Here is a 21960-nt window from a genome sequence, read left to right on the forward strand (position 1 = left end):
AGTCGACTAGCCCGCGCACGGGTCGACGGCCGCGTTCACCACGGACAGGTCCTCGGGCGGGGCCGCCTTGCCGGGATCGCCGGCCGGGGCGCCCTGCGGCGCCTGGACGACCCCGTCCCAGCCGGGACCGATCAGCAGCTCCACCGCGCCGCCCATCGACGGGTCGACCACCAGCGTCGCGCCGGGCACCGACGCCTTGAGCGTCTCCGCGATGTCCTCGCCGCCCGCGCTGTACTTGATGATCGTCTTGTCGACGGCCTCGCCGTTGCCGCTGAACACCACCTGGTAGCCCAGGTCCTCCAGCTCGCCGGTCGCCTGGCCCGCCGCGCCGTCGGCGTCCTCGTCGCCGTTGCGCACCTGGATCTTCAGGCCCCTCGGGTCGACCACCTTGCCCTGGCGCGGGCCGGGGGCAGGCGCCTGCTGCTGCGCCTGGTCCGCGGGCGCGCTGGTGTCGGCCTTCTCCTTGGGCAGCGGCGTGCCGTCGATGATCGCCTGGAACAGCGCCTTGGTGTCCTCAACCCGGAGCACCTCGACGTTGTCCTCGTGCGAGAGCGTCTCGCCCTCCTCGGTGTCGTGCGGGACGGTGACGAAGCTGACCCGGCCCGCCTCCAGGCTGCGCAGCGACTGGGCGAGCGTGAGCATGTCGTTCACGCCGATGTTGTCGCCGACGGTGGCCGAGGCGAACGCGTTGAGGAAACCGTTGAGCTTGCCCGGGTTCAGCAGGATCTCCGACGACATCGCCTTGCGCAGCAACGCGGACAGGAACTGCTGCTGCCGCGTGACGCGGTCGTAGTCGCCGAGCACCTCGCCGGACACCTTGCGGGCGCGCACGTAGTCCAGCGCCTTGGTGCCGCCGATGTCGTACTTGCCCGCCTTGTCGAAGATGGTGCCCAGCTGCTCGTCGACCATCGGCTTCGGCACGCACACCGTCACCGCGCCGACCGCGTCGACCATGCCCTTGAAGCCGTTGAAGTCGACGCTGATGAAGTGGTTGATCTCCAGGCCGGTCAGCTCGGTCATGAACTTGGCCACGCACTGCGGACCGCCCACCGCGTAAGGCTCGTTGGCCTTCACGTCGGACTCGCGGGCCAGCTGCTCACCGGTGTACTCGCCGGTCGACGGGTCCCACCGCTCGCAGTCGGGCCGCTCGATCAGCAGGTCGCGCGGCACGGAGACGACGACCATGCGCTTCCGGTCGGCGGGGATGTGGGCGAGCATCAGCACGTCGGACCGCGCGCCCGGCTCCGCCTCCGAGTCGCCGACGCCGTCCTCCGGTCGGGCGCCCGCGCGGGTGTCCGAGCCGACGATGAGGAAGTTCTCGTCGCCCAGCTGCTTCTCGGCCTGGTGCACGGCGGCCGAGTTCGAGCCGAGCGCGTCCACCTCGACGATCTTGCTGTCGATGTAGAGCATCGCGCCCCACCCGACACCGGTGGACACGAACACCAGCACCGCGGCGGCCAGCGCGACCGCCTTGACGGACTTGACGATCTTGCTGTGCTGGGCCGTCCGCACGTGCCCGCGCGGCCGGTCGTCGTCACCGTCGTCCGGGCCCTCGACCGGCGAGGCGTACTCGGTGGCGTCCTCGTCGTGGTCGGCCTTCCACGGCATGAGCTTCTGGCGGCGCTCCTTGCGCTGCCGCTCCTGCTCGGCCAGTTCGTCGTGGACGGCGGAGAAGCGCGCCAGGGTGTGGTCGACCTCGCGGCGCTTCTTGACGTCGTCGCTGATGGCCTCCATCTCCGTGGTGAGGCTCAGGTCGATCTGCGCGCGCGCCGTCGGACCGGCGGCGACGGGACCGGGAACCGAGGGACCGGGGACCGCGGGGCCCTGGTCGAGCGCCGCGGCGGGGTCCTCGGCGAACCGGCGACCGGGCGCGTCGACCGCGGGGTGCGTCGCGCCGCCCTCCGCCAGGCGACGCGGGCCGTCGGCGTCCTCGGGTCGGTTGCGGGGGCCGTCGCCGGGTGCGGGGCGTCGGCCGGTGCCCTCAGGTCCCGGACCGTCGACGGGTCGGCGCGGTGCGCCCGGGAGGTCGGTGCGCGGGCGCGGGCCGCTGCCGTCGGGGAGGCGGTGGCCGGTCGCGTCCTCGCCGAAGCCGTCGACCGGGCGGCGTCCGCCGGGCTCGACGGTCGCGCCCTCGACCGGACCGGGCCTGCCGGGGACCTCGGGACGTGGGCGTCGGCCGGTGCCGTCGGGCGCGGGGCCGTCCGCGAGGCGGCGCGGGCCGCCCTCCGCGGGACGGCGGCCGGTGCCTTCCGGTCCGGGGCCGTCGACCGGGCGGCGGGGGCCGTTCAGGTCGTCGGGCCGCGGGCGCGGACCGCTGCCGTCGGGGAGTCGGCGGCCGGTGCCGGGGACGTCGTCGCCCGGTCGGCCGGGGAGGTCGGTGCGCGGGCGCCGGCCGGTGCCGTCGAGGGGCGGGCCGTCGAGACGCGGGCCCTCGGGTGCGGGCCCGTCGGCCAGGCGGCGGGGGCCGTCGACCGGGCGGCGGGGACCGTCCAGGTTCTCGGGTCGCGGGCGCGGGCCGCTGCCGTCGGGAAGCCGGTGGCCGGTCACGTCCTCGCCGGGACGTCCCGGGACCTCGGGGCGCGGCCGGCGGCCGGTGCCCTCGGGGCCGGGACCCTCCGCCGCGCGACGCGGGCCGCCGAGGTCGTCCGGGCGGGGGCCGCTGCCGTCGGCGGGCCGACGGCCCGGAGCGCCGTGGGGCACTCCTTCGCCGGGGTGGGGTGCGTCGGGGCGCGGTGCGCCCGGGTGGGGCCGGCGGCCGGTGCCCTCGGGGCCGGGGCGCGGTCCGACGCCCTCGCCCGGCACGGGCGGACGCGCGCGCCGGCCGGTGTGCTCGCCGGGACGCGGTCCGTCGACGGGCCGTCGACCGGTGCCCTCGCCGGGGTGAGGTGCCGGCGCGCCGGTGAAGTGCTCGGGTCGCGGGTGCGGGTCTACGGGTACGGGTTGCCGTAGGCCGTCGTCCACGGGGCGGCGCGGTGCGTCCGGGGTCCGGCGGTCGAACCCGGCCTCCGCCCTGCGGTCCTGGCCGGCCTCCGGCCTCCGGTCGACATCGCCTTCCGGCCTCCGGCCGGGGCCGCCCGTCGCGGGGTCGTCGGCGAAGCGCCTGCCCGCGCCGTCGGGGCCGGGGGCCTCCGGTCGGGCGCGCCGGCCGGTGCTCTCCGCGTTGCGGCCGGGAGCCGGGAACCGCCTGCTCGCCTCGCCACCGACGCCGCCGGGTCCTGCGTTGCCGGGTCCGGGATTACCCGGTCCCGCACCGCCCGGTCCCGCGTTGCCGGATGTCGCGCCGCCGGGTCCTGCGCCACCAGGCCCCGCGTTACCCGGTCCCGCACCACCGGGTCCCGCACCACCGGGTCCCACGCCGCCAGGTCTCGCGTTGCCGAATCCCGCCGCGTTGCCGAGGCCCGCGTTGCCCAGACCCGCGTCGCCAGGTCCCGCGTCGCGCCGGTGCTCCGGCCCGCCCGCGTAGCCGTTCGCCGGTCGCGGTCCCTCGGCGAAGTCGCCGGGGCGCTCCTCGGCACGCCGACGTCGCCCGGTGTCCTCCGGGTTCGGTCGGGGCGTCCGGGTGCCGGTGCCCTCGCCCGAGGGGGAGAAGAAGTCGTTCGCGGGGGGAGGCGCACCGCGCCTGCGGTCCACCGGCGGTGCGCCGTTGGCCGGTCCGGGGTGGGTGCCGGTGTCCCCGGGGGCGAAGTGGTCCGGCCCGCCCGGTCGCTCCGGCGCCGGTCGCTCCGGCGCGGCCCGCCGCCCGGTGCTCTCCGCGGACCGACCGTTCTGCGGTCCGCGGGGCTCCTCGGGGCCGGTGCGCGGGGGGACGGGGCGGGGCAGGTCCGTGCGGCTGTGCTGCTCCAGCAGGTCGGACACGCTCAGTCCGCCGTCGTCCAGCGACCTGCGTCGACGGCCGGTCGGCTGGTCGTCCTGCGGGGCCTGGTCACCTCCGGGTCCGGTGCCGCCACGGCGGGGCTCGTCGGGCACCCGGTCTCCCTTCAGCGTCTGTCACTAGTGGGTCGTCATCACGAGTTGACGACAGCAAGGACACAGTGGTTGCACCAACGGCGTGTCACTTGCCTTGGCGATACTACGGATGACCGCCAGTCCTGACGACCACTCCCGGTGATACAGGGGTCGGCAGTGCTCGGTTACGCGCAGCAGACTACGCCTGAAAGGGTGAGTGGCCGTCTGGTGTCAGTAACCGGCGACCCGGGGTTCGGCGATCCCGCGTCGCCCGGAAGCGGCACCCGCCAGCCGGACCCGGCCGTTCTCCCGGTAGGCGACCGCGTTGCGTCCGGACTGCTTGGCCGTGTAGAGCAGGCTGTCCGCGCGCAGCAGCTGCTGCTCGGGGGCGACCGGAGGACGCGTCGACGAGTCCCCGGCGGGCGGTTCGTAAGCCAACCCGATGCTGACCGTCACCCGCAAACCGGGGGCCAGCGAAGCCCAGGCGTGACGCTCGACACGCAGCCGCGCCGATTCGGCGATCTCGACCGCCACCGACGCCGGGGTGTCCGGCAGCACGAGGACGAACTCCTCGCCGCCGTAGCGGGCGCAGAAACCGCCCTCCGGCAGGTCCTCCTGGAGCAGCTCGACCACGCGTTGCAGCACGCGGTCGCCCAGCAGGTGCCCGAACGTGTCGTTGACCTGCTTGAACCAGTCGAGGTCGATCAGCGCGATGGCCAGCCCGGCCGCCGTCGAACCGCGCGCGGCGACGATGTCCACCAGGCGCTCGTCGAGGTAGCGGCGGTTGTAGCTGTCGGTGAGGCTGTCGCGCAGGCTCTGCTCGCGCGCCTCGGCGTGCTCCCGGCGGAGCCGGTCGACCTCCCGGCGCAGCTGCTCGGGGACCTGCGGCGGGTCGTCCTGGTCGGCGTAGACCAGGTCGAACGCCGAGCGCAGGTGCTGGTACGCCTGCCGCCACTGCCCGCGGGAGGCGAGCAGCGTGGCGATCGACTCGTGCAGCTGGACCAGTCCCGGCCCGTCGTTCTCGGCCACGGCGGTATCCGCTTCGTGTCGACCGTCGCGGTCGAACTCGGCGACCTCGGGTCGCAGTGCGGTCATCGTGCTCACCTCCCTACTTGCCAAGGTGTCGTCTGATCCGACGCGGCGCTTGAGCCGGCGGGACGCGTCATAGAGGGATTTCCCCCTACTGGTTGACCGTGCACTGCTCCGAAGTGGTGACTTTGCGTGATAGAGGTGTCATCTTGCTCGCTCAGCGTGGTCAACGGGCGCCCATCGGCTCAATTGACGCAGGGCGCGAAGCCGTACACCTTGCCGTTGAGCAGCACGACGTGCTGCGAGCCGATCTGGCTGCCGACCTCGGCGCCGTCCTGGAGCACGGTCAGCGTCACCGCCACCACCAGCACGACGCCGCGCGGGTGCTCGTCCTCACCGGGCGGCGTCCACGTCGGGTCCAGGCGCAGCGTGGACATGGTCGGCCGCACCCTGAGGGTGCCCGCGGGCGGCTCGCACTCCTCGTCCACGAAGTCCGGGTGCTGGGTGTCGCGCAGCAGGTCGTGCTGCTCGGACCCGCCCTGCGCGCCCGCGTCGTTGAGGTCGGTGAAGTAGCCCGAGACCAGCTCGCGCTCCACGTCGGTGACCTCCAGGGGGCGCGGCGTGCCGGCGACCTGCGCCCCGCAGGCGGTCAGCGCCAGTGCGCACGCCGCGGCCAGCACGCCGCGCAGGACCACGTCAGCCACCCGAGTGCAGCTCGTCGGCGCCGACGGGCACCGTGGCGTCCTCGGGGTCGTCCAGCCAGCCCTCGGGCAGCACGACCCGGGCCGGCGAGCCCTGGCGGCCGCGCGGCTCGTCGGCGCTGTCGGGGAACCCCAGGGTCGGGTCGAGCCGGCCGACCAGGTCGTCCAGCTCGGTGAGGGTGGAGACCATGGCGAGCGAGCGGCGGAGCTCCGCGCCGACCGGGAACCCCTTCAGGTACCAGGCCATGTGCTTGCGCAGGTCGCGGACGCCCTTGTCCTCGCCGAGGAAGTCCGCGAGCAGCCGGCCGTGCCGGCGCAGGATCCCGCCGACCTCGCCCAACCGCGGTCCCGGCGGGATCGGCTCACCCCGGAAAGCCGCCTGGAGCTCGCCGAACAGCCACGGCCTGCCGAGGCAGCCGCGCCCGACGACCACGCCGTCGCAGCCCGTCTCGGCGACCATGCGCAGGGCGTCGTGGGCGCTGAAGATGTCGCCGTTGCCGAGCACCGGGACGCTCGTGACGGCCTCCTTCAGGCGCGCGATGGCGGACCAGTCGGCCCGGCCGGAGTAGCGCTGGGCCGCGGTGCGCGCGTGCAGGGCGACGGCGCGCGCCCCCTCGTCCTCGGCGATGCGGCCGGCGTCGAGGTAGGTGAGGTGGTCCTCGTCGATGCCGATGCGGAACTTGACCGTCACCGGCACCCCGGCGGGTTCGGCGGCCCGCACCGCGGCGCGCACGATCTGCCGGAACAGCTGCCGCTTGTAGGGCAGCGCCGCCCCGCCGCCCTTGCGCGTCACCTTGGGCACGGGGCAGCCGAAGTTCATGTCGATGTGGTCGGCGCGGTCCTCGGCGACGATGATTTTGGCGGCCTCGCTCATGGACCGGGGGTCAACCCCGTAGAGCTGCATCGACCGCGGCCGCTCACCCTCGCCGAAGGTGATCATCTGCATGGTCTTGGAGTCGCGCTCGACCACGGCCCGAGCGGTGATCATCTCGCACACGTAGAGCGAGCTGGGACTGCCGAACTCCCGGCACAGCTGTCGGAAGGCGACGTTGGTGATCCCCGCCATCGGCGCGAGCACGACGGCGGGATCGACCTGGTACGGGCCGATCCTCAGGGGCTGGGTGGTGTGCAGGGCGGTGGACATCGCCGTCCATTGTCGCCCAGCACGGGCAGTGGCGGGTACCACACGGGCAATCCCCGCCCCGGACCGCGCTCCTCGGGCCGGGCAGCACCTCGGCCGGACGACCCCTCAGCCGGGCAGCACCCCAGCCCGGCGTCCAAGCCCGACCCGATCACCCCCACCGCACCTCACCGTGCGATCACAGCTCCACCCCCCAGTCGTTGCACCGCATCGGCCGACCGGCCGGGTACTCGAAGTCCACCTCTCCCAGGAAGGCGAACCCGGCCCGCCGGCACACCGCGTTGGACGCCGGGTGGTCCACCGACGGGAACGCCCGCGCCCACCGACGCGTCCCCTCCACCCGCGCGAACCCCACCGCGGCCAACGCCGCCACCCGGGCCACCCCGCGCCCCCCGGAACTCCGGCAGGACACCCAGCCGACAGGAATTCAGAACGGCACGGTCAGGCACCCCAGCCGAGCCCCCGCGGTGCCCGCCTGCCCCGGTTCGGTGTGCGTGTGCTCCTCGTGCAGCACCACGGAGCCCGGACGCCGCTCACCGAACCGCCAGTCGAGGCGCGCGTACGCCCAACCCCGCCCCCGCGCGTCGGTGGTGAAGTCGAGCCAGATCTCGTTGCGCGGGTTGGCGAACGCCGGATCGGTAGCCCCACCCGGCACGTGCTGGTAGTGCGGCCCGGCGTCGGCGGGCGAGGGACCGCAGGCGTTCACGTGGGCGTGCGCGCCGTAGTCGCGGTGAGGCAGGAGCCCGGTGGCGCGCAGCAGCACGTAGGTCCCACCGGCCACCGGCGTGGACAGCACGGAGGCGCGGGCACCGTCCGGCACGCGCGGGTCGTAGCTGGTCAGATCACCGGAGACGGGCAGCAACGAGCCCGCGAGGGCGAGCGCCATGGCGAGGTGCATGGAACCTGCTTAACCGGCGGAACGACGGCCTTCCAGCATGATCACCCGTTCCGGTGGACTTGAGCCGACGCCCACCGCCCAGCCGAGAACCGCCGCCCACTCCACCCGAAGGCCGGGTGTGGCGCGCGCCACGCCCCAACCACCGTCGAACGAAAGCGCCGCCGTCCACTAGCCTGGACCACGGGCCGCTAGCTCAACTGGCAGAGCAGCGGACTTTTAATCCGCGGGTTCAGGGTTCGAGCCCCTGGCGGCCCACCACAGCCTCAGGTCCCAGACCTGGGGCTTCAGTCATGCCTTTGCCGCACCCAACACCGACCCGGTAGCAGCCCGACAGGCCGGGCTGGAGGAGCGGATCAGCCCCCGTCCCGTGCCGACAACCAACCAACGCGTCCTGTGCAGCACAAGCACCCGCACGCCGCTAACGTTGACCAAGTGCGCGTGGCTACCTGGAACGTGAACTCGGTCAAGCAGCGGGTACCGCGGTTGCTGCCCTGGCTCGACGAGAGGCGCCCCGACGTGGTGTGCCTCCAGGAGTTGAAGCTCGCCGACGCCGCCTTCGACGACCTGCTGGGCGAGGAGCTGGCCCGTCGCGGGTATGAGGCCGCGGTCCACGGGCAGACCCAGTGGAACGGGGTGGCGATCCTCTCCCGGGTCGGGCTGGAGGACGTGGTCAAGGGGCTGGCGAATGGGCCCGGCTTCCCCGACCAGGAGGCCCGCGCGGTGGCCGCCACCTGCGGTGGGGTGCGGGTGCACTCCGTCTACGTGCCCAACGGGCGTGAGGTCGACTCCGACCACTACCGCTACAAGCTGGAGTGGCTCAAGGCGCTCAGGGACGTGGTGGCCGAAGGGCCCGGGGACGTCATGGTGTGCGGGGACGTGAACATCGCGCCCGCCGACGCCGACCTCTACGACCCGGCCGCGTTCGCGGGTCACACGCACGTCACCCCCGCCGAGCGCGCGGCGCTGGGCGAGTTCCACGCGCTCGGCCTCCGGGACGTGGTGCGGGACCGGTGGCCTACCGAGCGGGTCTTCAGCTACTGGGACTACCGCGCCGGCATGTTCCACCGGGACCTGGGCATGCGCATCGACCTCGTCCTGGCCTCCGATCCCGTGGCGGCGCGGGCAAAGGCCGCGTGGGTGGACCGGCAGGCGCGCAAGGGCACCGGGCCCAGCGACCACGCGCCGGTGTTCGTCGACCTCGACGAGGCGCCGGACGGGGACATCGGGCCGGTGGTGCCGCCGCCGTCGGCTCCGCGCAGCGGCAAGTCGATCAGGGCGCCCCGCTAGCCGGCCAACTCGTCCGGCTCCAGGTCCTCGCTCCACGACGACCCGGGCTTCGGCGCGAGGGCCAGCGCCAGGCGCAGACCCAGGTCGCGCGCGCCGGTGAACCTGCGCACCCGGGCCAGGTCGTTGAGCCGTGACGACAGGAACGCCAGGCGCTGGGTGGCGCGCCGCCGCCTGCGGTCGTACTCGCGCAGGCCCGCCTCGACGGACGGGCCGGTCAGGCACTCGGCCAGCACGAGGCCGTCGATGATCGCCTGGCACGCGCCCTGCCCCAGGTCGGGCGTCATGGCGTGGGCGGCGTCGCCGAGCAGCGCCACCCGACCGCTGACGTAGGACGGCAGCGGCGACAGGCGCAGCAGGTCGTGCCGCAGCACGTCGCGCGCCTCGGCGACCACCCTCGGGATCGGGTCGTGCCAGTCCCGGAACACCGACAGGTCACCGGTCGGCGGGGTCATCGCGTACCAGTTGGTGCGGCCGTCGGCCTGCGGGGTCAGGCCGAACTTCACGCCCCGGCCCCACGTCTCGCCGCCGACCTCGACCGGCACGTCCACGGTGCCCCGCAGGCCGACCGCGCCGCAGGTCAGGACTCGGGCGTCGAACAGGGCGGAACGCACCCGGCTGTGCACGCCGTCCGCCCCGACCACCAGGTCGTGCCCGGAGCAGGAACCCGGGTCGGCGTCCGAGCCGAAGCGGATCACGTCCGCCGGCAGGGCGTCGGCCAGCACGCGCAGCAGCGCGGGCCTGGTGATCAGGCGCACCCCGTCGACTCCCAGCCGGCCCAGGATCATCCCGTCGGGCCTGCGCACCACCCCGCCCGATTGCCGCCGACCGGCCCGGCGCGCGGCGTCGCCCACGCCGAGCCGGTCGAGCGCCCCCAGCGCGGCCGGCCAGATCCCGAGTCCCGTGCCGACATTCGGCAGCGCCGCCGCCCGCTCGTGCACGACGACGCGCCACCCGGCCCGCCGCAACCCGATGGCCGCGGCCAAGCCGCCGACCCCGCCCCCGATCACCGCGGCACTCCTCATGCCGGCCACCGTACTACACCTGTAGTGCCAGTGACTACGGGTGTAGTGTCCAGGCCGATGACCAGGCAACGACAGGTGCTCGACGCCGCGATCCGGGTGCTCGGCGCGGGCGGCACGCGGCAGCTGACCCACCGGGCCGTGGACGCCGAGGCGGGGCTGCCGCAGGGTTCGACGTCCAACCACTTCCGCACCCGCGACGCCCTGGTCGCCGCCGTGCTGCGCCGGCTGCTGGAGCGCGAGACCGGGATCTGGGGCGCGCTGGCCCGCGACGTGACCACGCCGGAGTCCTTCGCGCGGGCCGTGGGCGGCCTGGTCACCGAACTGGTCGCGGAGCGGACGACCACCCTCGCCCGCCACGCCCTGTTCGTCGAGGTCGCCCGGCGCCCGGAACTGCGCGAGCACGTCGACGCGGCCCAGCGCGAGCTCGCGTCCTGGGCCCTGCCCCTGGTCACGGCCCTGGGCTGCCCGGACCCGCCCGCCGACCTGGCCGTGCTGCTCGCCGTGGTCGACGGCCTGCTGTCCAACCAGCTGGCCAACCCGCGGGCGGGGTTCGACCCCGAGCGGGCGATCCACGCGGTGCTTCGGGGGATTCTCGCCGGCTGACCGCTCCGACATCATGTGCCGCGACCCGACCCAGCGAGGAGCAGCCGTGACCGACCGCGTGACCCAGTCCTACCTGTCCGACGAAGGCGTGCACGGGGCGATGGGCCGGCTCGACCTACCCCCGTGCTTCGAGGCCAACTACGGGCACCGGCTGGTCGGCCGGCCGTTCTTCCTCCAGGACTCCGTCGCGCACGAGATCGCCGCCGACGTGCTCGCCCTGTTCGACCTGCTCTCCACCCTGCCCGCCCGGTTCTTCGGCGGCAGCTTCACCCGCTACGCCGCCGCGCTCGGCATCCCGCCCGAGGAGGCCGCGCTGATGAGCGCCGACCGGCCCCCGAGGCACGGCCGCGCCGACCTCTACCGCGTGGGTGACCGGTTCCGGTTGCTGGAGCTGAACGCGGGCGCGCACCTGGGCGGCGTGGACCTCGGCGAGCTGGCGCGCGTCATGCAGGAGACCCCGGACTTCAAGCCGTTCGCGCAGGCGCACGGGCTGGGCCACCACAACCCGATCGAGAAGCTGCTCGACGCCGTGGGGCGGGACCGGACCATCGCCTTCCTGGAGGAGGGCGGGATGCTCGCGCGGTTCGCCAAGGGCTTCGCGAGCATCCAGGAAGCGTGCGCGCACCACGGCGTGGACGTGCTGCTCGGCGAGCTGCACGAGCTGACCGTGCGCGAGGGCCACCTCCACCTGCGGGGCACGAAGCTGGACGTGGCCGTGCGGTACTTCTCCGCCAAGCAGGCCGTCGGGTACGCCGACGTGCTCACCAAGGGCCACAAGACCGAGCTCTACACGCCCCTGTCGTCCTACTACTACGACAACAAGTCGACGCTCGCCCTGCTGTCGGAGCGCCGCGAGGAGCTGACCGACGCGGAGAAGGCGTTGGTGGACAAGCTGTTGCCGTGGACGCGGTACCTCAAGGACGTGCCGCGCGACCAGGTCCGGGCCGACCGGGAGAACCTGATCGTCAAGTCGGCGGGCGAGTTCGCGGCCAAGGGCGTGCACCCCGGCTGGCTCGTCACCGACCGGGAGTGGGCCGCGCTGCTCGACGAGGTCGAGGGCGACGCGTACGTGGTGCAGGAACGCGTGCGGCCCACGCCGGACGAGGTGCCCGGCGACGACCGGCCGTGGTTGACCACGTGGGGCTGGTTCGTCACCGACGCCGGGTTCGCGGGCATGAGCATCCGCGCCATGCCGTTCGAGGACGGCGCCGTGGTCAGCTACGCGGGCAACCCGCTGACCCGGGTCTCGGGGCTGCTCACCTACTGACCGGAGCGTCCCACCCGCGCGAGTCGAACGCCCAGACCCACCGTGTCGAACACCCGGGACCCCCGAGTTCTGCGTTCGGAACGCGGTGGCGGGGGTCCGAGGGGTGCGCGAATGACGAACTCGGGGGTCCTGAACGTTCGACACGGTCGTCTTGAGCGTTCGACTCGCGCGGGTTCCCTAGGGACGGGTGCGGCAGAGGTCGTGGGGTGGGCGGGGGTGGCGGCCCGCTGCGGAGAGGTCCGGGAGGCCGTGCTCGCGCAGCCGGTCGCAGTGGCGCCGGGGGTGGTCCGGGCCGTGGTCCGGGCGGCAGGGCTTGCCGGGCGGGTGGGTGCGGGTGCAGGTCTGGTGGTTGGGAGGGGGAGGTGGGGGAGGAGGGGGTGGTGCGGGGGCGGTGGTGGAGTCGGGGTTCGGGGGCGCCGGGCGCGGTGCCGGTGGGGCGATCACCTCGACGGCGGTGGAGGAGCGCTGCGCCACGATGGTCGTGGTGTAGGTGGCGCTGAGCACGCCGGGCTCGACCGGGCCGAGGTCGACCCGCCGCACGTCCACCGGTCGCGGCTCGACCGAGAGCACCACGACCACCACCGCGCCGATCGCCAGCGCGAGCGCGGTGCCGGCGAAGGCGGTCCGTCTGCCACTGCTCATCCCAGCACCCGATCCCACGGTCCACGGTGTCACGTGGAATCGTCCGCGCGGCGGAAGTCGTTACCCGGCAGCCCCTTCGGGAAGGTGGAGATTCCCCGACCGTGGACCCGCGACCACCACCGGTGCCACGATCGGGGGATGGACGTCGGCATCCTGGGCCCCGCCACGGTGACCTGGCAGCTCCACGCGGACCCGGCGATGTGGGTGGCCGGCATCGCGAGCCTGCACCTCCAGTCGCTGCACCCGGGCGCGGTCGCGGGCGTGGTGCAGAACTCCGACTTCCGCCGCGACCCGCTCGGTCGCCTGCGCCGCACCGCGAGCTTCGTCGGCACGGTCAGCTACGGCCCCACCGCGCGGGTCCACGAGGCCGCCGCCCGCGTCCGCGGCCTGCACCGGACCCTCCGCGCCACCGACGCCTCGGGCCGCACGTTCCGCGTCGACGACCCGGAGCTGCTGCTGTGGGTGCACTGCGCCGAGGTGCACTCCTTCGTCGAGGTGGTGCGCCGCGCCGGCTACCGGCTCACCGACGCGCAGGTCGACCGCTACTACGACGAGCAGCGCCGCACCGCCGCCCTGGTCGGCCTGCACGAGGACGAGGTGCCCGGCAGCGCCCGCGCGGTGGCCGACTACTTCGCGGGCGTGCTGCCCGAGCTGCGCCGCACCGCCGATTCCGAGCTGGTGCGCCGGTTCCTGCTCCGCCCGCCGCTGACCGGCCCGCCGCGCCTGGCCCTGGGCGCCTACGAGCCGCTGCTCGGCCGGCTCGCGTACTCGCTGCTGCCGCCGTGGGCCACCGCGCTGCACGGCCACCGCCCCTACCCGGAGCCGGTCGCGACCGCGCTGCTGCGCGCCACCCGCGCCGCCGCCCTGGCGGTGCCCGGCCCGATCAGGTGGAGCGTGCCCGAAGGTCACGTGAACGAAGCGGTGCGCCGCCTCGGCCGCCTCGGCCGCCACGCCGCGCCGAGGCGCGCGCTGCTGCCGTCATAGGGATCACACATCGCCCCCACGAGGAAAAACCTGGTGGTTCGGACCAGTGCGACCTTCGTCGCATAAGGCGTCTCAATGGGTTTGCCTAGCATGGATGACGTCCGGCGCGCCGATCCGCGCCGCGCCCGAGCGTTACCGAGCCCCCGAGAGGTACGCAGCTGATGCTGTTCCGACGACTGCTGCCCGCGACCGCGTTGGTGGCGGCCCTGGCCCTCGGCGCCGCCTGCGGCGGACCGGGCGACGACACCCTGGCGGGCAAGGCCCGGGACGGCACCCTCACCGTCGGCATCCGGTTCGACCAGCCCGGCATGGCGCAGCGCCGGCTCGACGGCAAGTACGTCGGCTTCGACGTGGACGTCGCCAAGTACATCGCGGGCCGGCTGGGCGTCGAGGAGTCCGGCATCACCTGGCGGGAGGCCCGCTCCGCCGACCGGGAGCGGCTGATCGCCGAGGGCCAGGTGGACTTCGTGGTGGCCACCTACTCCATCACCGACAAGCGCAAGGAGCAGGTCACCTTCGCGGGTCCGTACTTCCAGACCGGCCAGGGGCTGCTGGTCCGCTTCACCGACACCGACATCTCCGGCCCGGAGACGCTCAACGGCAAGAAGCTGTGCTCGGTGACCGGGTCGACCTCCGCGCAGAAGGTGAAGGACGAGTTCGCGCAGGACGTGCAGCTGGTCGAGTACGGCCAGTACTCCGACTGCGTCGTCGCGCTGCTCGCCGAGAACGTGGACGCGGTGACCACCGACGAGGTCATCCTCGCAGGTTACGTGGCCGAGAACCCCGAACTGCTCAAGGTCGTGGGCCAGGCGTTCACCACCGAGCGGTACGGCGTCGGGCTGGCCAAGGACGACCTGGAGGGCCGGTCGGCGGTCAACGCCGCGATCGAGCGGATGGTCGAATCGGGCGAGTGGCGGGCCGCGCTGGAGCGCAACATCGGCCAGTCGGAACTGGAGCTGCCGGAGCCACCCCAGGTGACCGAGAAGTAACCCACCGGTTGACGGATGCCATCCGAGTGGTAGTGCTCGGGCATGGCCTACCGATACGCTCGGTGGTGCAGGCCGTGGTTTCTGTGTTCGTGTCTCACGCTCGCGGAACGACACGCGGGCGTGCCGCCCCCCGCTGCAGGTAGCGGGGGAGTCGCCCGGGACGGCCGGGGCTGCACGGTGCAGCCCCAAGCATCCCTGCGATGGAGGCAGGTACATGGCACTGGGCACGGTCAAGTGGTTCAACGCCGAGAAGGGCTTCGGCTTCATCGCCCAGGAGAACGGCGGGCCCGACGTCTTCGTCCACTACTCGGAGATCCAGGGCTCGGGCTTCCGGACCCTGGACGAGAACCAGCGGGTCGAGTTCGAGATCGGTCAGGGCACCAAGGGCCCGCAGGCCCAGAACGTGCGCAAGGTCTGACCCTTCCGGTATGGCGCGGGCCCCCGACCGGCAACGGTCGGGGGCCCGGGTCGTCTCGCGCGGGTGGTGGGTCCCGCGGGTGTCCTAGAAGCCGCGCTGACGGGCTTCCCACTCCAGCCGCTGCATGACCCACTCGGTGGCCAGCGCCTGGGGGGAGGTCTGCCGCTCGGCGGCCAGTTCCTTCAGCTGCTCGTTCGCCACGAGCTGGAGGCGGAGCTGGTAGACCTGCGCGTTGCCGAAGCTGGTTCCGGCCCCGGTCGTCTCCGGGTCGGCGGTTTCGGGGGCCAGCGCCGCGAGGTAGGTCTGGAGCTCCTCGTCGGGCACGAGCTCATCCTGTTCGCGCTGAGGCGGGCGGTGACGGCCCGACTTCGAGCGTCCAAGCGATCCAAGAGGCACGGCGACACGATAACGGTTGGATTGCGGACGGGCACGAACTGTGGCGTGGGTCACAAATGTGTGCAGGGAGAGGCCCCCGCGCCAGGGGGAGGAACGCGGGGGCCGGAGGGGATCTCCACAGGTGCTGACCGGGGGTGTGTCAGCAAAACGGATTGTTGCACGCGCACGCGGGCCTGGGGAGTGGGTTGGCTCGAAATTTCAGCCGACCGATGCCCGGAACCCGCGCGGGCGCAGGCTGTTGGTGACCACGAACAGGCTGGAGAACGCCATCGCCGCGCCCGCGAGCGCGGGGTTGGGCAATCCGGGCGCCGCAAGTGGCAAATCCGCAACGTTGTAGGCGAACGCCCGGAAAAGATTTCCCTTCACGGTGCGCGGGGTCCGACGGGACAACCGGATCGCGTCCACCACCACCCGCAGGTCGCCCCGCGCCGGCGTCAGGCCGCTCGCCTCGATCGCCGCGTCCGCGCCGGTGCCCACCGCCGGCCCCGGGTCGGCCGGCGCCGGCGCGTCGTTCATCCCGTCGCCGGTCGTCAGGATCGGCTCCAGGCCGAGCGCGCGCGGCCCGGACCGCCTCGGCGCTGGTCGGCTTCACCCGATCGGTCAACGCCGGCAGGCCCGGCGGCCGGTCCTCGACCACGACGGCGATCACCGTTCGGCCCAGCCCGCGCCACTCCCGGACCAGCGCGGCCAGGTCGTCGGGCAGCTCCACCCCGTCGGGCCGCCCCGCGAACACCGCGCGCCCGTCCAGGACCGCGGTGACGCCGACGCCCGCGTGGTTGGCGAAGTCGACGACCGGGGGCGGCCCGCACCGCGGCGACCGGGTCCGCCACCTCCACGCCCGCCGGGAGCTCGACGCTCGCCCACCCGGTCGTGTAGTTGACCGAGGCGGTGACCCCGTCCAGCCGGTTGCGCTCGACGCGGTGCCCGGCGCCGGTGGTGGTCGGGCTCACGCCAGCTGGTACCCGGCCTCGGTGACGGCCTCCCGGACCTCGTCGCGGGACAGCTCGCGGGAGCTGGTCACGGTGACCGCGCCGCTGTCGAGCCGCACGTCCACGTCGGTGACGCCGTCGACCGCGGTCAGCTCCTCGGTGACCGAGCTGACGCAGTGACCGCAGGTCATGCCGGTGACGGTGTAGGTGCTGGTGACGGACATGAGCCCCTCGTTCCTCTTCGGTTCCTGCCGATGAGGATACCCCTAGGGGGTAGTGGTGTCGTCGCGCGGGGGCTCCAGGTGCGTGATCTCCCCCTCCAGGCGCTGCACCAGTTCCTCCAGGCCCGCCAGCATGCCGTCCAGCTCGCTCATCTTCTCGGTCATCAGGCGGTCGATGTCCGCCTCGATGTCGGCCAGGGAGAGGGTGCCGAGCAGGTCGTGGGGGTCGGCCCCGGCCTGGCCGAACGCCCCGGCGGTGGTCGGATCGCCGGTGTCGGTCGGATCGCCGGTGCCGGTTGGTGTGCCGGTGCCCGACGGTTCCCCGGTGGCGGTCGGCGCGGCGGCGTCCCCGCGCCCCGCCGGCGGCTGCTCCACGGGCGCGGCCTGCCCCGCGCCGGTGGTGCCCGGCAGCGGTTCGGCGGGGTCGGGCTCGCGCGGGGCGCTCGGCTGTTCGGCCGGCGGCTGTTCCGCCGCCCGCCCACCTGCGGCCGGCGGTGTCCCGGTTGCTGCATCCGCCGACGTCCGCTCCGGTACCGGTTCGGTCATGGATTCACCCTCCTCGTTCGCGTCAAGCAGACCACGCGGTGCTCGACACCAAGTGGCCTACACGGAAAGTGACGCTGTGTCGCCCTCGAATCACTCTGCGGGGGGCTGCGGTGGTTCGTCGGGCTCGCTTAGCCTCGCGCCAACCTCAAGTCGGGGAGGCGTCATGAGCGGGTCCCTAGAAGTACGTCAGTTCCTGTGGAACCAGGACGACATCATGTCCAGGCCGGGCGGCGGTGGGGTGCCCGCCCAGCGGACCGGTGAACCATCGCGGATCTCGGACGACCAGGTGCACCGGGCGCGGCTGTCGGTCGCGCGGGGTGCCACCAGTGCCGAGGACTGCCGGTTGCTGCTCGAGATGCTCGGGCTGTCACCGGGCGAGGACGGGGGTCCGCCGCCCGTTCAGCGCTAGGACGTCCGGCCGGCCCGGTCGGGTCCGCGATCGCGCGGGCGTCGGCCGGGTCGCCGCGACGGGGTTCCAGGGTGTCCGGCGGGGTAATTCGCGCAGGTCAACGCGAAGTGCCACCCCCGTTTTGGAAGTGCGCACCCTTGTGCCCTATGCTTACGATGCTTCCACCGGACAGCGTGGAGGGCCTGGGAAGAAGGTGGCCCAAGAGGCTGCTGGAGGAACTGGTCCCCATCGTCTAGCGGCCTAGGACCCCGCCCTTTCAAGGCGGTAGCGCGGGTTCGAATCCCGTTGGGGGCACGTAGTACAGTAAGATCGGCAAGGCAGAGCAGTGCAGCAAGGCCCAGTGGCGCAGTTGGTTAGCGCGTCGCCCTGTCACGGCGAAGGTCGCGGGTTCGAGTCCCGTCTGGGTCGCAAGAGCAGTTCGGCTACACGGCCGGGTTGCTACCTGGCCAGGTAGCTCAGTTGGTACGAGCGACCGCCTGAAAAGCGGTAGGTCGGCGGTTCGACCCCGCCCCTGGCCACCACTACATCGGAGAAAGCCCCTCGCGATCGCGCGAGGGGCTTTCTTCATTTTCCGTCCCCGAATGCGACGACCGCGAGCGCCTGGTCGTCGTGCACTTTCGACCGACGCCACGCGGTGCGGTCCGGATCGCCGGCCTCGGCCGCGCGAATGGCGTCCAGGACGGCTTCCGCGCCTTTTTCCCGCGTGATCTCCAGCACGTCCGGCCAGTCGAACAGGCCGTAGTCGTCCACCCCGCACGAGACGCCGTCGGTCGCGACCAGGGCGGCGCGCACCTCGTGGCGCGGCCACCTGCGCCGCACCGCCCGGTGCGCGGCCGCCGGGTCGGCCTCGGCCACCCACCAGCCGTGCTCGCGGTTGCGCCAGTCGGTGATCCGGTCGACCTCCCCGCGCAGGTCGCGCAGCCGGGTGTCGGCGAGCACGTCCACCCCGCGATCGGTGAACACCACCACCGGGCTGTCGGCCAGCACCAGCGCGTCCACCGAGGTGTCGGTCCAGCGGAGGACGGCGACCGTGCTGGACGGGGAGTCGCCCGGGGTCAGGCCGTGCTCGCGCGCGAGCCGTTCGATCGCCCGCGCGAGGGCGTCGGCCAGGTCGACCGGTGAACCGGTGGGTGCGCGGGTCAGCTCGGTGGTCAGGGCCGCGGCGAGGTGCCGGGAGTGCCAGCCGCCGTCGCGTGCGCGCGGGGTCGGCGAGGTGGCGCCGTCCAGCAGCACCACGACGTCGGGGAGGACGACGACCCGGTCCTCCGTGGGGCGCGGCAGGCCGTCCAGGCCGACGCCGGCGCGTTCGGCGGTGGTGATCTCGGGCATCGGTCCCGAGCCTAGCCCGTCAACCTGGGTTGACAAGAGCGCGCATGTCAACCAGAGTTGACGCCATGACGGAGGCAACCGAACTCGCCTCGGCGGCGGGCGACCAGGACCCGAGGGTCGGGCTGCGGGCGGTCAGCGCACTGCGTCGGCTGCTCGAAACGCTCGAAGCGGTCCAGGTGCGCAACGCCCGCGCGCGCGGCTGGTCCTGGCAGGAGATCGCGGCCGAGCTGGGGGTCACCCGGCAGGCCGTCCACAAGAAGCACGGGGGAGGACGATGATCGCGGAACGGTTCACCAGGGAGGCCCGGCAGGCGGTGCACGACGCCGTCGTCGAGGCCGAGCGGCTCGACGCGCCCGAGATCGGGCCGGAGCACCTGGCGCTGGCGCTGCTCGACGCGCCCGTGCTCGCGGGCTTCGACCTGGCGCGCGACGAGGTGGTCGGCGCGTTCGCCGCCGCCCGGCGCAAGGGCGGCCTCAGCGACGCCGACGCCGAGGCGCTGCGCGGGCTGGGCATCGACGTCGACCAGATCGTGGCGTCGGTCGAGCGCACCCACGGCGAGGGCGCGCTGGCCGCGGCGCCCAAGCGGCGACGGCGGTTCTTCGGCAACCACCTGCCGTTCACCGCCGCCGCCAAGCAGACGCTGGAGCGCAGCCTGTTCGAAGCCCGTGACCTCGGCCACAACACGCTCAGGCAGGAGCACGTGCTGCTGGCGCTGCTGTCCCAGCGGGGGCTGGTGGCCGAGGTGCTGGGGGCGCGCGGCGTGAACTACGTCGAACTCAGGAAGCGGGTCGTGAACCAGCCCACGTGACCAGCGGGAGGAACGCCTGGGTCAGCGGGCCGATCGCGGCGGCGTAGAGGACGGTGCCCACGCCGATCGTGCCGCCGAGCAACCAGCCCGCCGACAGCACCACCACCTCCACGACCGTGCGCACCAGGCGCACCGAGGTCCCGGTCCGCGCGCAGAAACCGGTGGTCAGGCCGTCGCGCGGACCGGGGCCCAGCCGGGCGCCGATGTAGGTGGCGGCGGCCAGGCCGTTCAGCACGATGCCCGCGACCAGGAACAGGACGCGCGGCAGCAGGGCCGTCGGCCCCGGCAGGAACGCCAGGGTCACGTCCACCGCGACACCGATGACGACGACGTTGGCCACCGTGCCGACGCCCGGTCGCTGTCTCAGCGGGATCCAGCAGAGCAGCACCAGCGCGCCCACCAGGCCCGTGACCAGGCCGAAGGAGAACCCGGTGAGCTCGGTCAGACCCTCGTGCAGCACGCCCCACGGTTCCAGCCCGAGGCCCGCGCGGAGCTGGAGGGCCGTGCTCGCGCCGTAGAGCCAGAGCCCGACCAGGAGTTGCGGGACGCGGCGGAGCGGCGAAACGGAGACGGGCACCGGGATGAGCGCAGCAAGCATGTGGCCATCTTCTGTTGCCATTGGCCTTGTACTCCAGAGCCAATAACCGATAATTGGCCTCATGACCGTACCCGGTGGACGCATCTCCGGTATTCGATTGGCCCGCCTGCTGGGGGAGTGGCGTCGTCGAGGAGCGCGCCAGGGCTCCGCGGACCTGGCCGCCGCCATCCGCCTGCTCGTCCTCGACGGCCGACTGCCCGCTGGCACCCGGCTGCCCGCGGAGCGCGAACTGGCCGAAGCCCTCCCGGTCAGCCGCACCATGATCACCGCGGCCCTCGACCAGCTGCGCGCGGAGGGCCTCGTCGCCAGCCGCCGCGGCGCCGGGACGTGGATCAGCCTGCCGAGCGGGACGATGGGCATCACCCCGGACACCCCGCTCGTCGGCCACAGCATGATCGACTTCGCCCGCGCCGCCCCACCCGCCCTGCCCGGCGTGCTGACCGCCTTCGACAACGTCCGCCGCCGCCTCCCCGAGCAGCTGGCGGACCACGGTTACTACGAGCACGGGCACCCGGACCTGCGCGCGCGCATCGCCGCCCGCTACGAGATGCGGGGCGTGCCCACGACACCGGATCAGATCGTGGTCACCAGCGGGGCCCAGCACGCGCTGGCCATGACGCTGCGCCTGCTGACCGGCCCCGGCGACCGGGTGCTGGTCGAGCAACCGAGCTACCCCAACGCCCTGGACGCGATCAAGGCCGTCTCGGCGATCCCCGTCCCGGTGGCCATGACCGACACCGGCTGGGACCTGCCCGGCATGGCCGCCGCGCTCCGCCAGGCCGCGCCGCGGATGGCGTACGTGGTGGTGGACTTCCACAACCCCACCGCGCACCGCCTGGACGCCGAGGGGCGCGTCGAACTGGCCGACATCGCCCGCCGCGCCAGGACCCCGCTGGTGGTGGACGAGACCATCGTGGAACTGGACCTGGACGGCGACCCCCTGGACGGCCCACCCGCGATGGCCGCCCTCGCCGACGACGTGGTCATCACCCTGGGGTCGGCGAGCAAGTCCCACTGGGGCGGCCTGCGCATCGGCTGGATCCGCGCGTCGGCCGAGGTGGTCCACCGGTTGATCTCCACGCGAACGGCCCTGGACCTGGGGTCCGCGGTGGTCGACCAACTGGTCCTGGCCGACCTCCTCGCGGATCCGGACCCCGCGCTCCGCGAGCGTCGCGCCCAGCTGGCCGCCCACCGCGACGTCCTGATGGCCGGCCTGCGCGAGCACTGTCCGACGTGGCGCTTCACCCGCCCGGCGGGTGGGCTGAGCGTGTGGTGCGAGCTCGACGCGCCGGTCAGCACCCGGATCGCGGTGGTGGCCCAGAACCACGGTCTTCGTCTGGCGCCGGGGGCCCGCTTCGGCGCCCACGGCGGCTTCGAGCGCTGGCTGCGACTGCCCTATGTCCAGCCGCCGGACGTCCTGCGCGATGCCGTTCGCCGGCTCGGGGTGGTGGCGGGGTCGGTCAACGGCACGGGGTTGGTGAGCGAGGAGGACATCGCCATCCCGGTCGCTTGACCGGGTCTGGATCACCCTGTGCTCCGGCTCCGGCTGCCCGACCCGGTCAGCTGGCCGTCTGGCTACCCGACTCGCTCGGCCGGCTGCCTGGCTACCCGGCCCTGCCAGCCGGCCGTCTGGCTACCCGACTCGCCCGGCCGGCTGCCCGGCCCTGCCAGCCGGCTGCCTGGCTACCCGACTCGCCCGGCCGGCTGCCCGGCCCTGCCAGCCGGCTGCCTTGGCTACCGCTCCGGCCACCTGCTCCGGCTTCCGGCTCGGCTCGTGTGACCGTTCGGTGCGGCAAGC

At 73.6% G+C, this 21960-nt stretch carries 23 protein-coding genes, 4 tRNA genes and 1 pseudogene; 14 read left to right on the plus strand and 14 right to left on the minus strand.

Going from position 1 to position 21960, the window contains the following annotated elements; all coding sequences use genetic code 11:
* Nucleotides 1-6: 6 nt before the first annotated feature.
* The 6 genes from Q5530_RS08630 to Q5530_RS08655 form a co-directional block, all read right to left on the minus strand.
* On the minus strand, nt 7-2700 hold the full coding sequence (locus Q5530_RS08630) for an LCP family protein (protein WP_415361715.1): 2694 nt from the start codon (nt 2698-2700) through the stop codon (nt 7-9).
* A gap of 1476 nt (nt 2701-4176) precedes the next feature.
* Nucleotides 4177-5040 carry a GGDEF domain-containing protein gene (locus Q5530_RS08635; RefSeq protein WP_415361716.1) on the minus strand — a complete coding sequence of 288 codons (864 nt, stop codon included), beginning with the start codon at nt 5038-5040 and terminating at the stop codon, nt 4177-4179.
* Between the two features lie 179 nt (nt 5041-5219).
* A complete protein-coding gene (locus Q5530_RS08640) occupies nt 5220-5678 on the minus strand; it encodes a hypothetical protein (RefSeq protein WP_415361717.1) in 459 nt (152 codons plus the stop codon).
* Nucleotides 5671-6819, minus strand: coding sequence for a tRNA dihydrouridine synthase DusB (dusB, locus tag Q5530_RS08645; RefSeq protein ID WP_415361718.1), 1149 nt, complete (start codon nt 6817-6819; stop codon nt 5671-5673). The genes Q5530_RS08640 and dusB overlap by 8 nt, the downstream gene beginning before the upstream one ends.
* A gap of 175 nt (nt 6820-6994) precedes the next feature.
* A complete protein-coding gene (locus Q5530_RS08650) occupies nt 6995-7189 on the minus strand; it encodes a hypothetical protein (protein WP_415361719.1) in 195 nt (64 codons plus the stop codon).
* 54 nt (nt 7190-7243) lie between these two features.
* Nucleotides 7244-7714: a superoxide dismutase gene (locus Q5530_RS08655; RefSeq protein ID WP_415361720.1), complete on the minus strand. Its 471-nt coding sequence runs from the start codon at nt 7712-7714 to the stop codon at nt 7244-7246.
* A gap of 182 nt (nt 7715-7896) precedes the next feature.
* On the opposite strand from Q5530_RS08655, the gene Q5530_RS08660 reads away from it, so the two are divergent.
* Both Q5530_RS08660 and Q5530_RS08665 read left to right on the plus strand, forming a co-directional pair.
* Nucleotides 7897-7972 (plus strand) — tRNA-Lys (locus Q5530_RS08660).
* 174 nt (nt 7973-8146) lie between these two features.
* A complete protein-coding gene (locus Q5530_RS08665; RefSeq protein ID WP_415361721.1) occupies nt 8147-9001 on the plus strand; it encodes an exodeoxyribonuclease III in 855 nt (284 codons plus the stop codon).
* Here Q5530_RS08665 and Q5530_RS08670 read toward each other — a convergent pair.
* Nucleotides 8998-10023, minus strand: coding sequence for an FAD-dependent monooxygenase (locus Q5530_RS08670; protein ID WP_415361722.1), 1026 nt, complete (start codon nt 10021-10023; stop codon nt 8998-9000). The two genes, Q5530_RS08665 and Q5530_RS08670, sit on opposite strands and share 4 nt — an antisense overlap.
* Before the next feature lie 57 nt (nt 10024-10080).
* Here Q5530_RS08670 and Q5530_RS08675 point away from each other — a divergent pair, with 57 nt between their 5' ends.
* Nucleotides 10081-10626 carry a TetR/AcrR family transcriptional regulator gene (locus tag Q5530_RS08675; protein WP_415361723.1) on the plus strand — a complete coding sequence of 182 codons (546 nt, stop codon included), beginning with the start codon at nt 10081-10083 and terminating at the stop codon, nt 10624-10626.
* A 46-nt stretch (nt 10627-10672) separates the two neighbouring features.
* Nucleotides 10673-11893 (plus strand): hypothetical protein, encoded by a 1221-nt coding sequence (locus Q5530_RS08680; protein WP_415361724.1) that lies wholly within the window; start codon nt 10673-10675, stop codon nt 11891-11893.
* Nucleotides 11894-12070: 177 nt separating this feature from the next.
* On the opposite strand, the gene Q5530_RS08685 is transcribed toward Q5530_RS08680, so the two are convergent.
* Nucleotides 12071-12535 (minus strand): hypothetical protein, encoded by a 465-nt coding sequence (locus tag Q5530_RS08685; protein ID WP_415361725.1) that lies wholly within the window; start codon nt 12533-12535, stop codon nt 12071-12073.
* Between the two features lie 138 nt (nt 12536-12673).
* On the opposite strand from Q5530_RS08685, the gene Q5530_RS08690 reads away from it, so the two are divergent.
* The 3 genes from Q5530_RS08690 (at nt 12674) to Q5530_RS08700 (ending at nt 14926) form a co-directional block, all read left to right on the plus strand.
* Nucleotides 12674-13519 carry an oxygenase MpaB family protein gene (locus tag Q5530_RS08690; RefSeq protein ID WP_415361726.1) on the plus strand — a complete coding sequence of 282 codons (846 nt, stop codon included), beginning with the start codon at nt 12674-12676 and terminating at the stop codon, nt 13517-13519.
* A gap of 161 nt (nt 13520-13680) precedes the next feature.
* Complete coding sequence (locus Q5530_RS08695) at nt 13681-14508, plus strand: glutamate ABC transporter substrate-binding protein (protein ID WP_415361727.1); 828 nt, start codon at nt 13681-13683, stop codon at nt 14506-14508.
* A 214-nt stretch (nt 14509-14722) separates the two neighbouring features.
* Nucleotides 14723-14926, plus strand: coding sequence for a cold-shock protein (locus Q5530_RS08700; RefSeq protein WP_380634580.1), 204 nt, complete (start codon nt 14723-14725; stop codon nt 14924-14926).
* 84 nt (nt 14927-15010) lie between these two features.
* On the opposite strand, the gene Q5530_RS08705 is transcribed toward Q5530_RS08700, so the two are convergent.
* The 4 genes and pseudogenes from Q5530_RS08705 to Q5530_RS08720 all read right to left on the minus strand — a co-directional run bounded on the left by Q5530_RS08705 (nt 15011) and on the right by Q5530_RS08720 (nt 17018).
* Nucleotides 15011-15250: a hypothetical protein gene (locus tag Q5530_RS08705; RefSeq protein ID WP_380634579.1), complete on the minus strand. Its 240-nt coding sequence runs from the start codon at nt 15248-15250 to the stop codon at nt 15011-15013.
* A gap of 270 nt (nt 15251-15520) precedes the next feature.
* Nucleotides 15521-16121, minus strand: a pseudogene (locus tag Q5530_RS08710) (heavy metal translocating P-type ATPase); the annotation flags it as partial.
* Nucleotides 16122-16268: 147 nt separating this feature from the next.
* Nucleotides 16269-16475 carry a heavy-metal-associated domain-containing protein gene (locus Q5530_RS08715; RefSeq protein WP_415361728.1) on the minus strand — a complete coding sequence of 69 codons (207 nt, stop codon included), beginning with the start codon at nt 16473-16475 and terminating at the stop codon, nt 16269-16271.
* Nucleotides 16476-16517: 42 nt separating this feature from the next.
* Nucleotides 16518-17018 (minus strand): hypothetical protein, encoded by a 501-nt coding sequence (locus Q5530_RS08720; protein ID WP_415361729.1) that lies wholly within the window; start codon nt 17016-17018, stop codon nt 16518-16520.
* Nucleotides 17019-17181: 163 nt separating this feature from the next.
* On the opposite strand from Q5530_RS08720, the gene Q5530_RS08725 reads away from it, so the two are divergent.
* The 4 genes from Q5530_RS08725 (at nt 17182) to Q5530_RS08740 (ending at nt 17948) form a co-directional block, all read left to right on the plus strand.
* Nucleotides 17182-17427, plus strand: coding sequence for a hypothetical protein (locus Q5530_RS08725; RefSeq protein WP_380634572.1), 246 nt, complete (start codon nt 17182-17184; stop codon nt 17425-17427).
* A 221-nt stretch (nt 17428-17648) separates the two neighbouring features.
* Nucleotides 17649-17721 (plus strand) — tRNA-Glu (locus Q5530_RS08730).
* Between the two features lie 40 nt (nt 17722-17761).
* Nucleotides 17762-17835 (plus strand) — tRNA-Asp (locus tag Q5530_RS08735).
* Between the two features lie 36 nt (nt 17836-17871).
* Nucleotides 17872-17948, plus strand: a tRNA-Phe gene (locus tag Q5530_RS08740).
* A gap of 43 nt (nt 17949-17991) precedes the next feature.
* On the opposite strand, the gene Q5530_RS08745 is transcribed toward Q5530_RS08740, so the two are convergent.
* On the minus strand, nt 17992-18756 hold the full coding sequence (locus Q5530_RS08745; protein ID WP_415361730.1) for a protein phosphatase 2C domain-containing protein: 765 nt from the start codon (nt 18754-18756) through the stop codon (nt 17992-17994).
* 65 nt (nt 18757-18821) lie between these two features.
* Between Q5530_RS08745 and Q5530_RS08750 the strand changes: the two genes are divergently transcribed.
* Nucleotides 18822-19034, plus strand: a complete 213-nt coding sequence (locus Q5530_RS08750; protein ID WP_033428438.1) for a hypothetical protein — start codon at nt 18822-18824, stop codon at nt 19032-19034.
* Entirely contained in the window at nt 19031-19564 is a 534-nt protein-coding gene (locus Q5530_RS08755) for a Clp protease N-terminal domain-containing protein (RefSeq protein WP_415361731.1), read from the plus strand. The genes Q5530_RS08750 and Q5530_RS08755 overlap by 4 nt, the downstream gene beginning before the upstream one ends.
* Here the strand turns inward: Q5530_RS08755 and Q5530_RS08760 are convergent.
* A complete protein-coding gene (locus Q5530_RS08760) occupies nt 19533-20162 on the minus strand; it encodes a YczE/YyaS/YitT family protein (RefSeq protein WP_415361732.1) in 630 nt (209 codons plus the stop codon). The two genes, Q5530_RS08755 and Q5530_RS08760, sit on opposite strands and share 32 nt — an antisense overlap.
* A 61-nt stretch (nt 20163-20223) precedes the next feature.
* On the opposite strand from Q5530_RS08760, the gene Q5530_RS08765 reads away from it, so the two are divergent.
* The gene (locus Q5530_RS08765; protein ID WP_415361733.1) at nt 20224-21675 is read left to right on the plus strand and encodes a PLP-dependent aminotransferase family protein; all 1452 of its coding nucleotides are present in this window, start codon (nt 20224-20226) and stop codon (nt 21673-21675) included.
* Nucleotides 21676-21960 lie beyond the last annotated feature (285 nt).

Source organism: Saccharothrix sp. BKS2 (assembly GCF_047689505.1).
In the GTDB taxonomy this organism is placed as follows: domain Bacteria; phylum Actinomycetota; class Actinomycetes; order Mycobacteriales; family Pseudonocardiaceae; genus Actinosynnema; species Actinosynnema lopnurensis.

Excerpts from the sequence above, each read along its gene's own strand:
- Q5530_RS08635 (WP_415361716.1), bottom strand. The coding sequence starts at position 5,040 with ATGACCGCACTGCGACCCGAGGTCGCCGAGTTCGACCGCGACGGTCGA.
- dusB (WP_415361718.1), bottom strand. The coding sequence starts at position 6,819 with ATGTCCACCGCCCTGCACACCACCCAGCCCCTGAGGATCGGCCCGTAC.
- Q5530_RS08655 (WP_415361720.1), bottom strand. The coding sequence starts at position 7,714 with ATGCACCTCGCCATGGCGCTCGCCCTCGCGGGCTCGTTGCTGCCCGTC.
- Q5530_RS08670 (WP_415361722.1), bottom strand. The coding sequence starts at position 10,023 with ATGAGGAGTGCCGCGGTGATCGGGGGCGGGGTCGGCGGCTTGGCCGCG.
- Q5530_RS08675 (WP_415361723.1), top strand. The coding sequence starts at position 10,081 with ATGACCAGGCAACGACAGGTGCTCGACGCCGCGATCCGGGTGCTCGGC.
- Q5530_RS08685 (WP_415361725.1), bottom strand. The coding sequence starts at position 12,535 with ATGAGCAGTGGCAGACGGACCGCCTTCGCCGGCACCGCGCTCGCGCTG.
- Q5530_RS08690 (WP_415361726.1), top strand. The coding sequence starts at position 12,674 with ATGGACGTCGGCATCCTGGGCCCCGCCACGGTGACCTGGCAGCTCCAC.
- Q5530_RS08695 (WP_415361727.1), top strand. The coding sequence starts at position 13,681 with ATGCTGTTCCGACGACTGCTGCCCGCGACCGCGTTGGTGGCGGCCCTG.
- Q5530_RS08700 (WP_380634580.1), top strand. The coding sequence starts at position 14,723 with ATGGCACTGGGCACGGTCAAGTGGTTCAACGCCGAGAAGGGCTTCGGC.
- Q5530_RS08715 (WP_415361728.1), bottom strand. The coding sequence starts at position 16,475 with ATGTCCGTCACCAGCACCTACACCGTCACCGGCATGACCTGCGGTCAC.
- Q5530_RS08720 (WP_415361729.1), bottom strand. The coding sequence starts at position 17,018 with ATGACCGAACCGGTACCGGAGCGGACGTCGGCGGATGCAGCAACCGGG.
- Q5530_RS08725 (WP_380634572.1), top strand. The coding sequence starts at position 17,182 with ATGAGCGGGTCCCTAGAAGTACGTCAGTTCCTGTGGAACCAGGACGAC.
- Q5530_RS08745 (WP_415361730.1), bottom strand. The coding sequence starts at position 18,756 with ATGCCCGAGATCACCACCGCCGAACGCGCCGGCGTCGGCCTGGACGGC.
- Q5530_RS08750 (WP_033428438.1), top strand. The coding sequence starts at position 18,822 with ATGACGGAGGCAACCGAACTCGCCTCGGCGGCGGGCGACCAGGACCCG.
- Q5530_RS08755 (WP_415361731.1), top strand. The coding sequence starts at position 19,031 with ATGATCGCGGAACGGTTCACCAGGGAGGCCCGGCAGGCGGTGCACGAC.
- Q5530_RS08760 (WP_415361732.1), bottom strand. The coding sequence starts at position 20,162 with ATGCTTGCTGCGCTCATCCCGGTGCCCGTCTCCGTTTCGCCGCTCCGC.
- Q5530_RS08765 (WP_415361733.1), top strand. The coding sequence starts at position 20,224 with ATGACCGTACCCGGTGGACGCATCTCCGGTATTCGATTGGCCCGCCTG.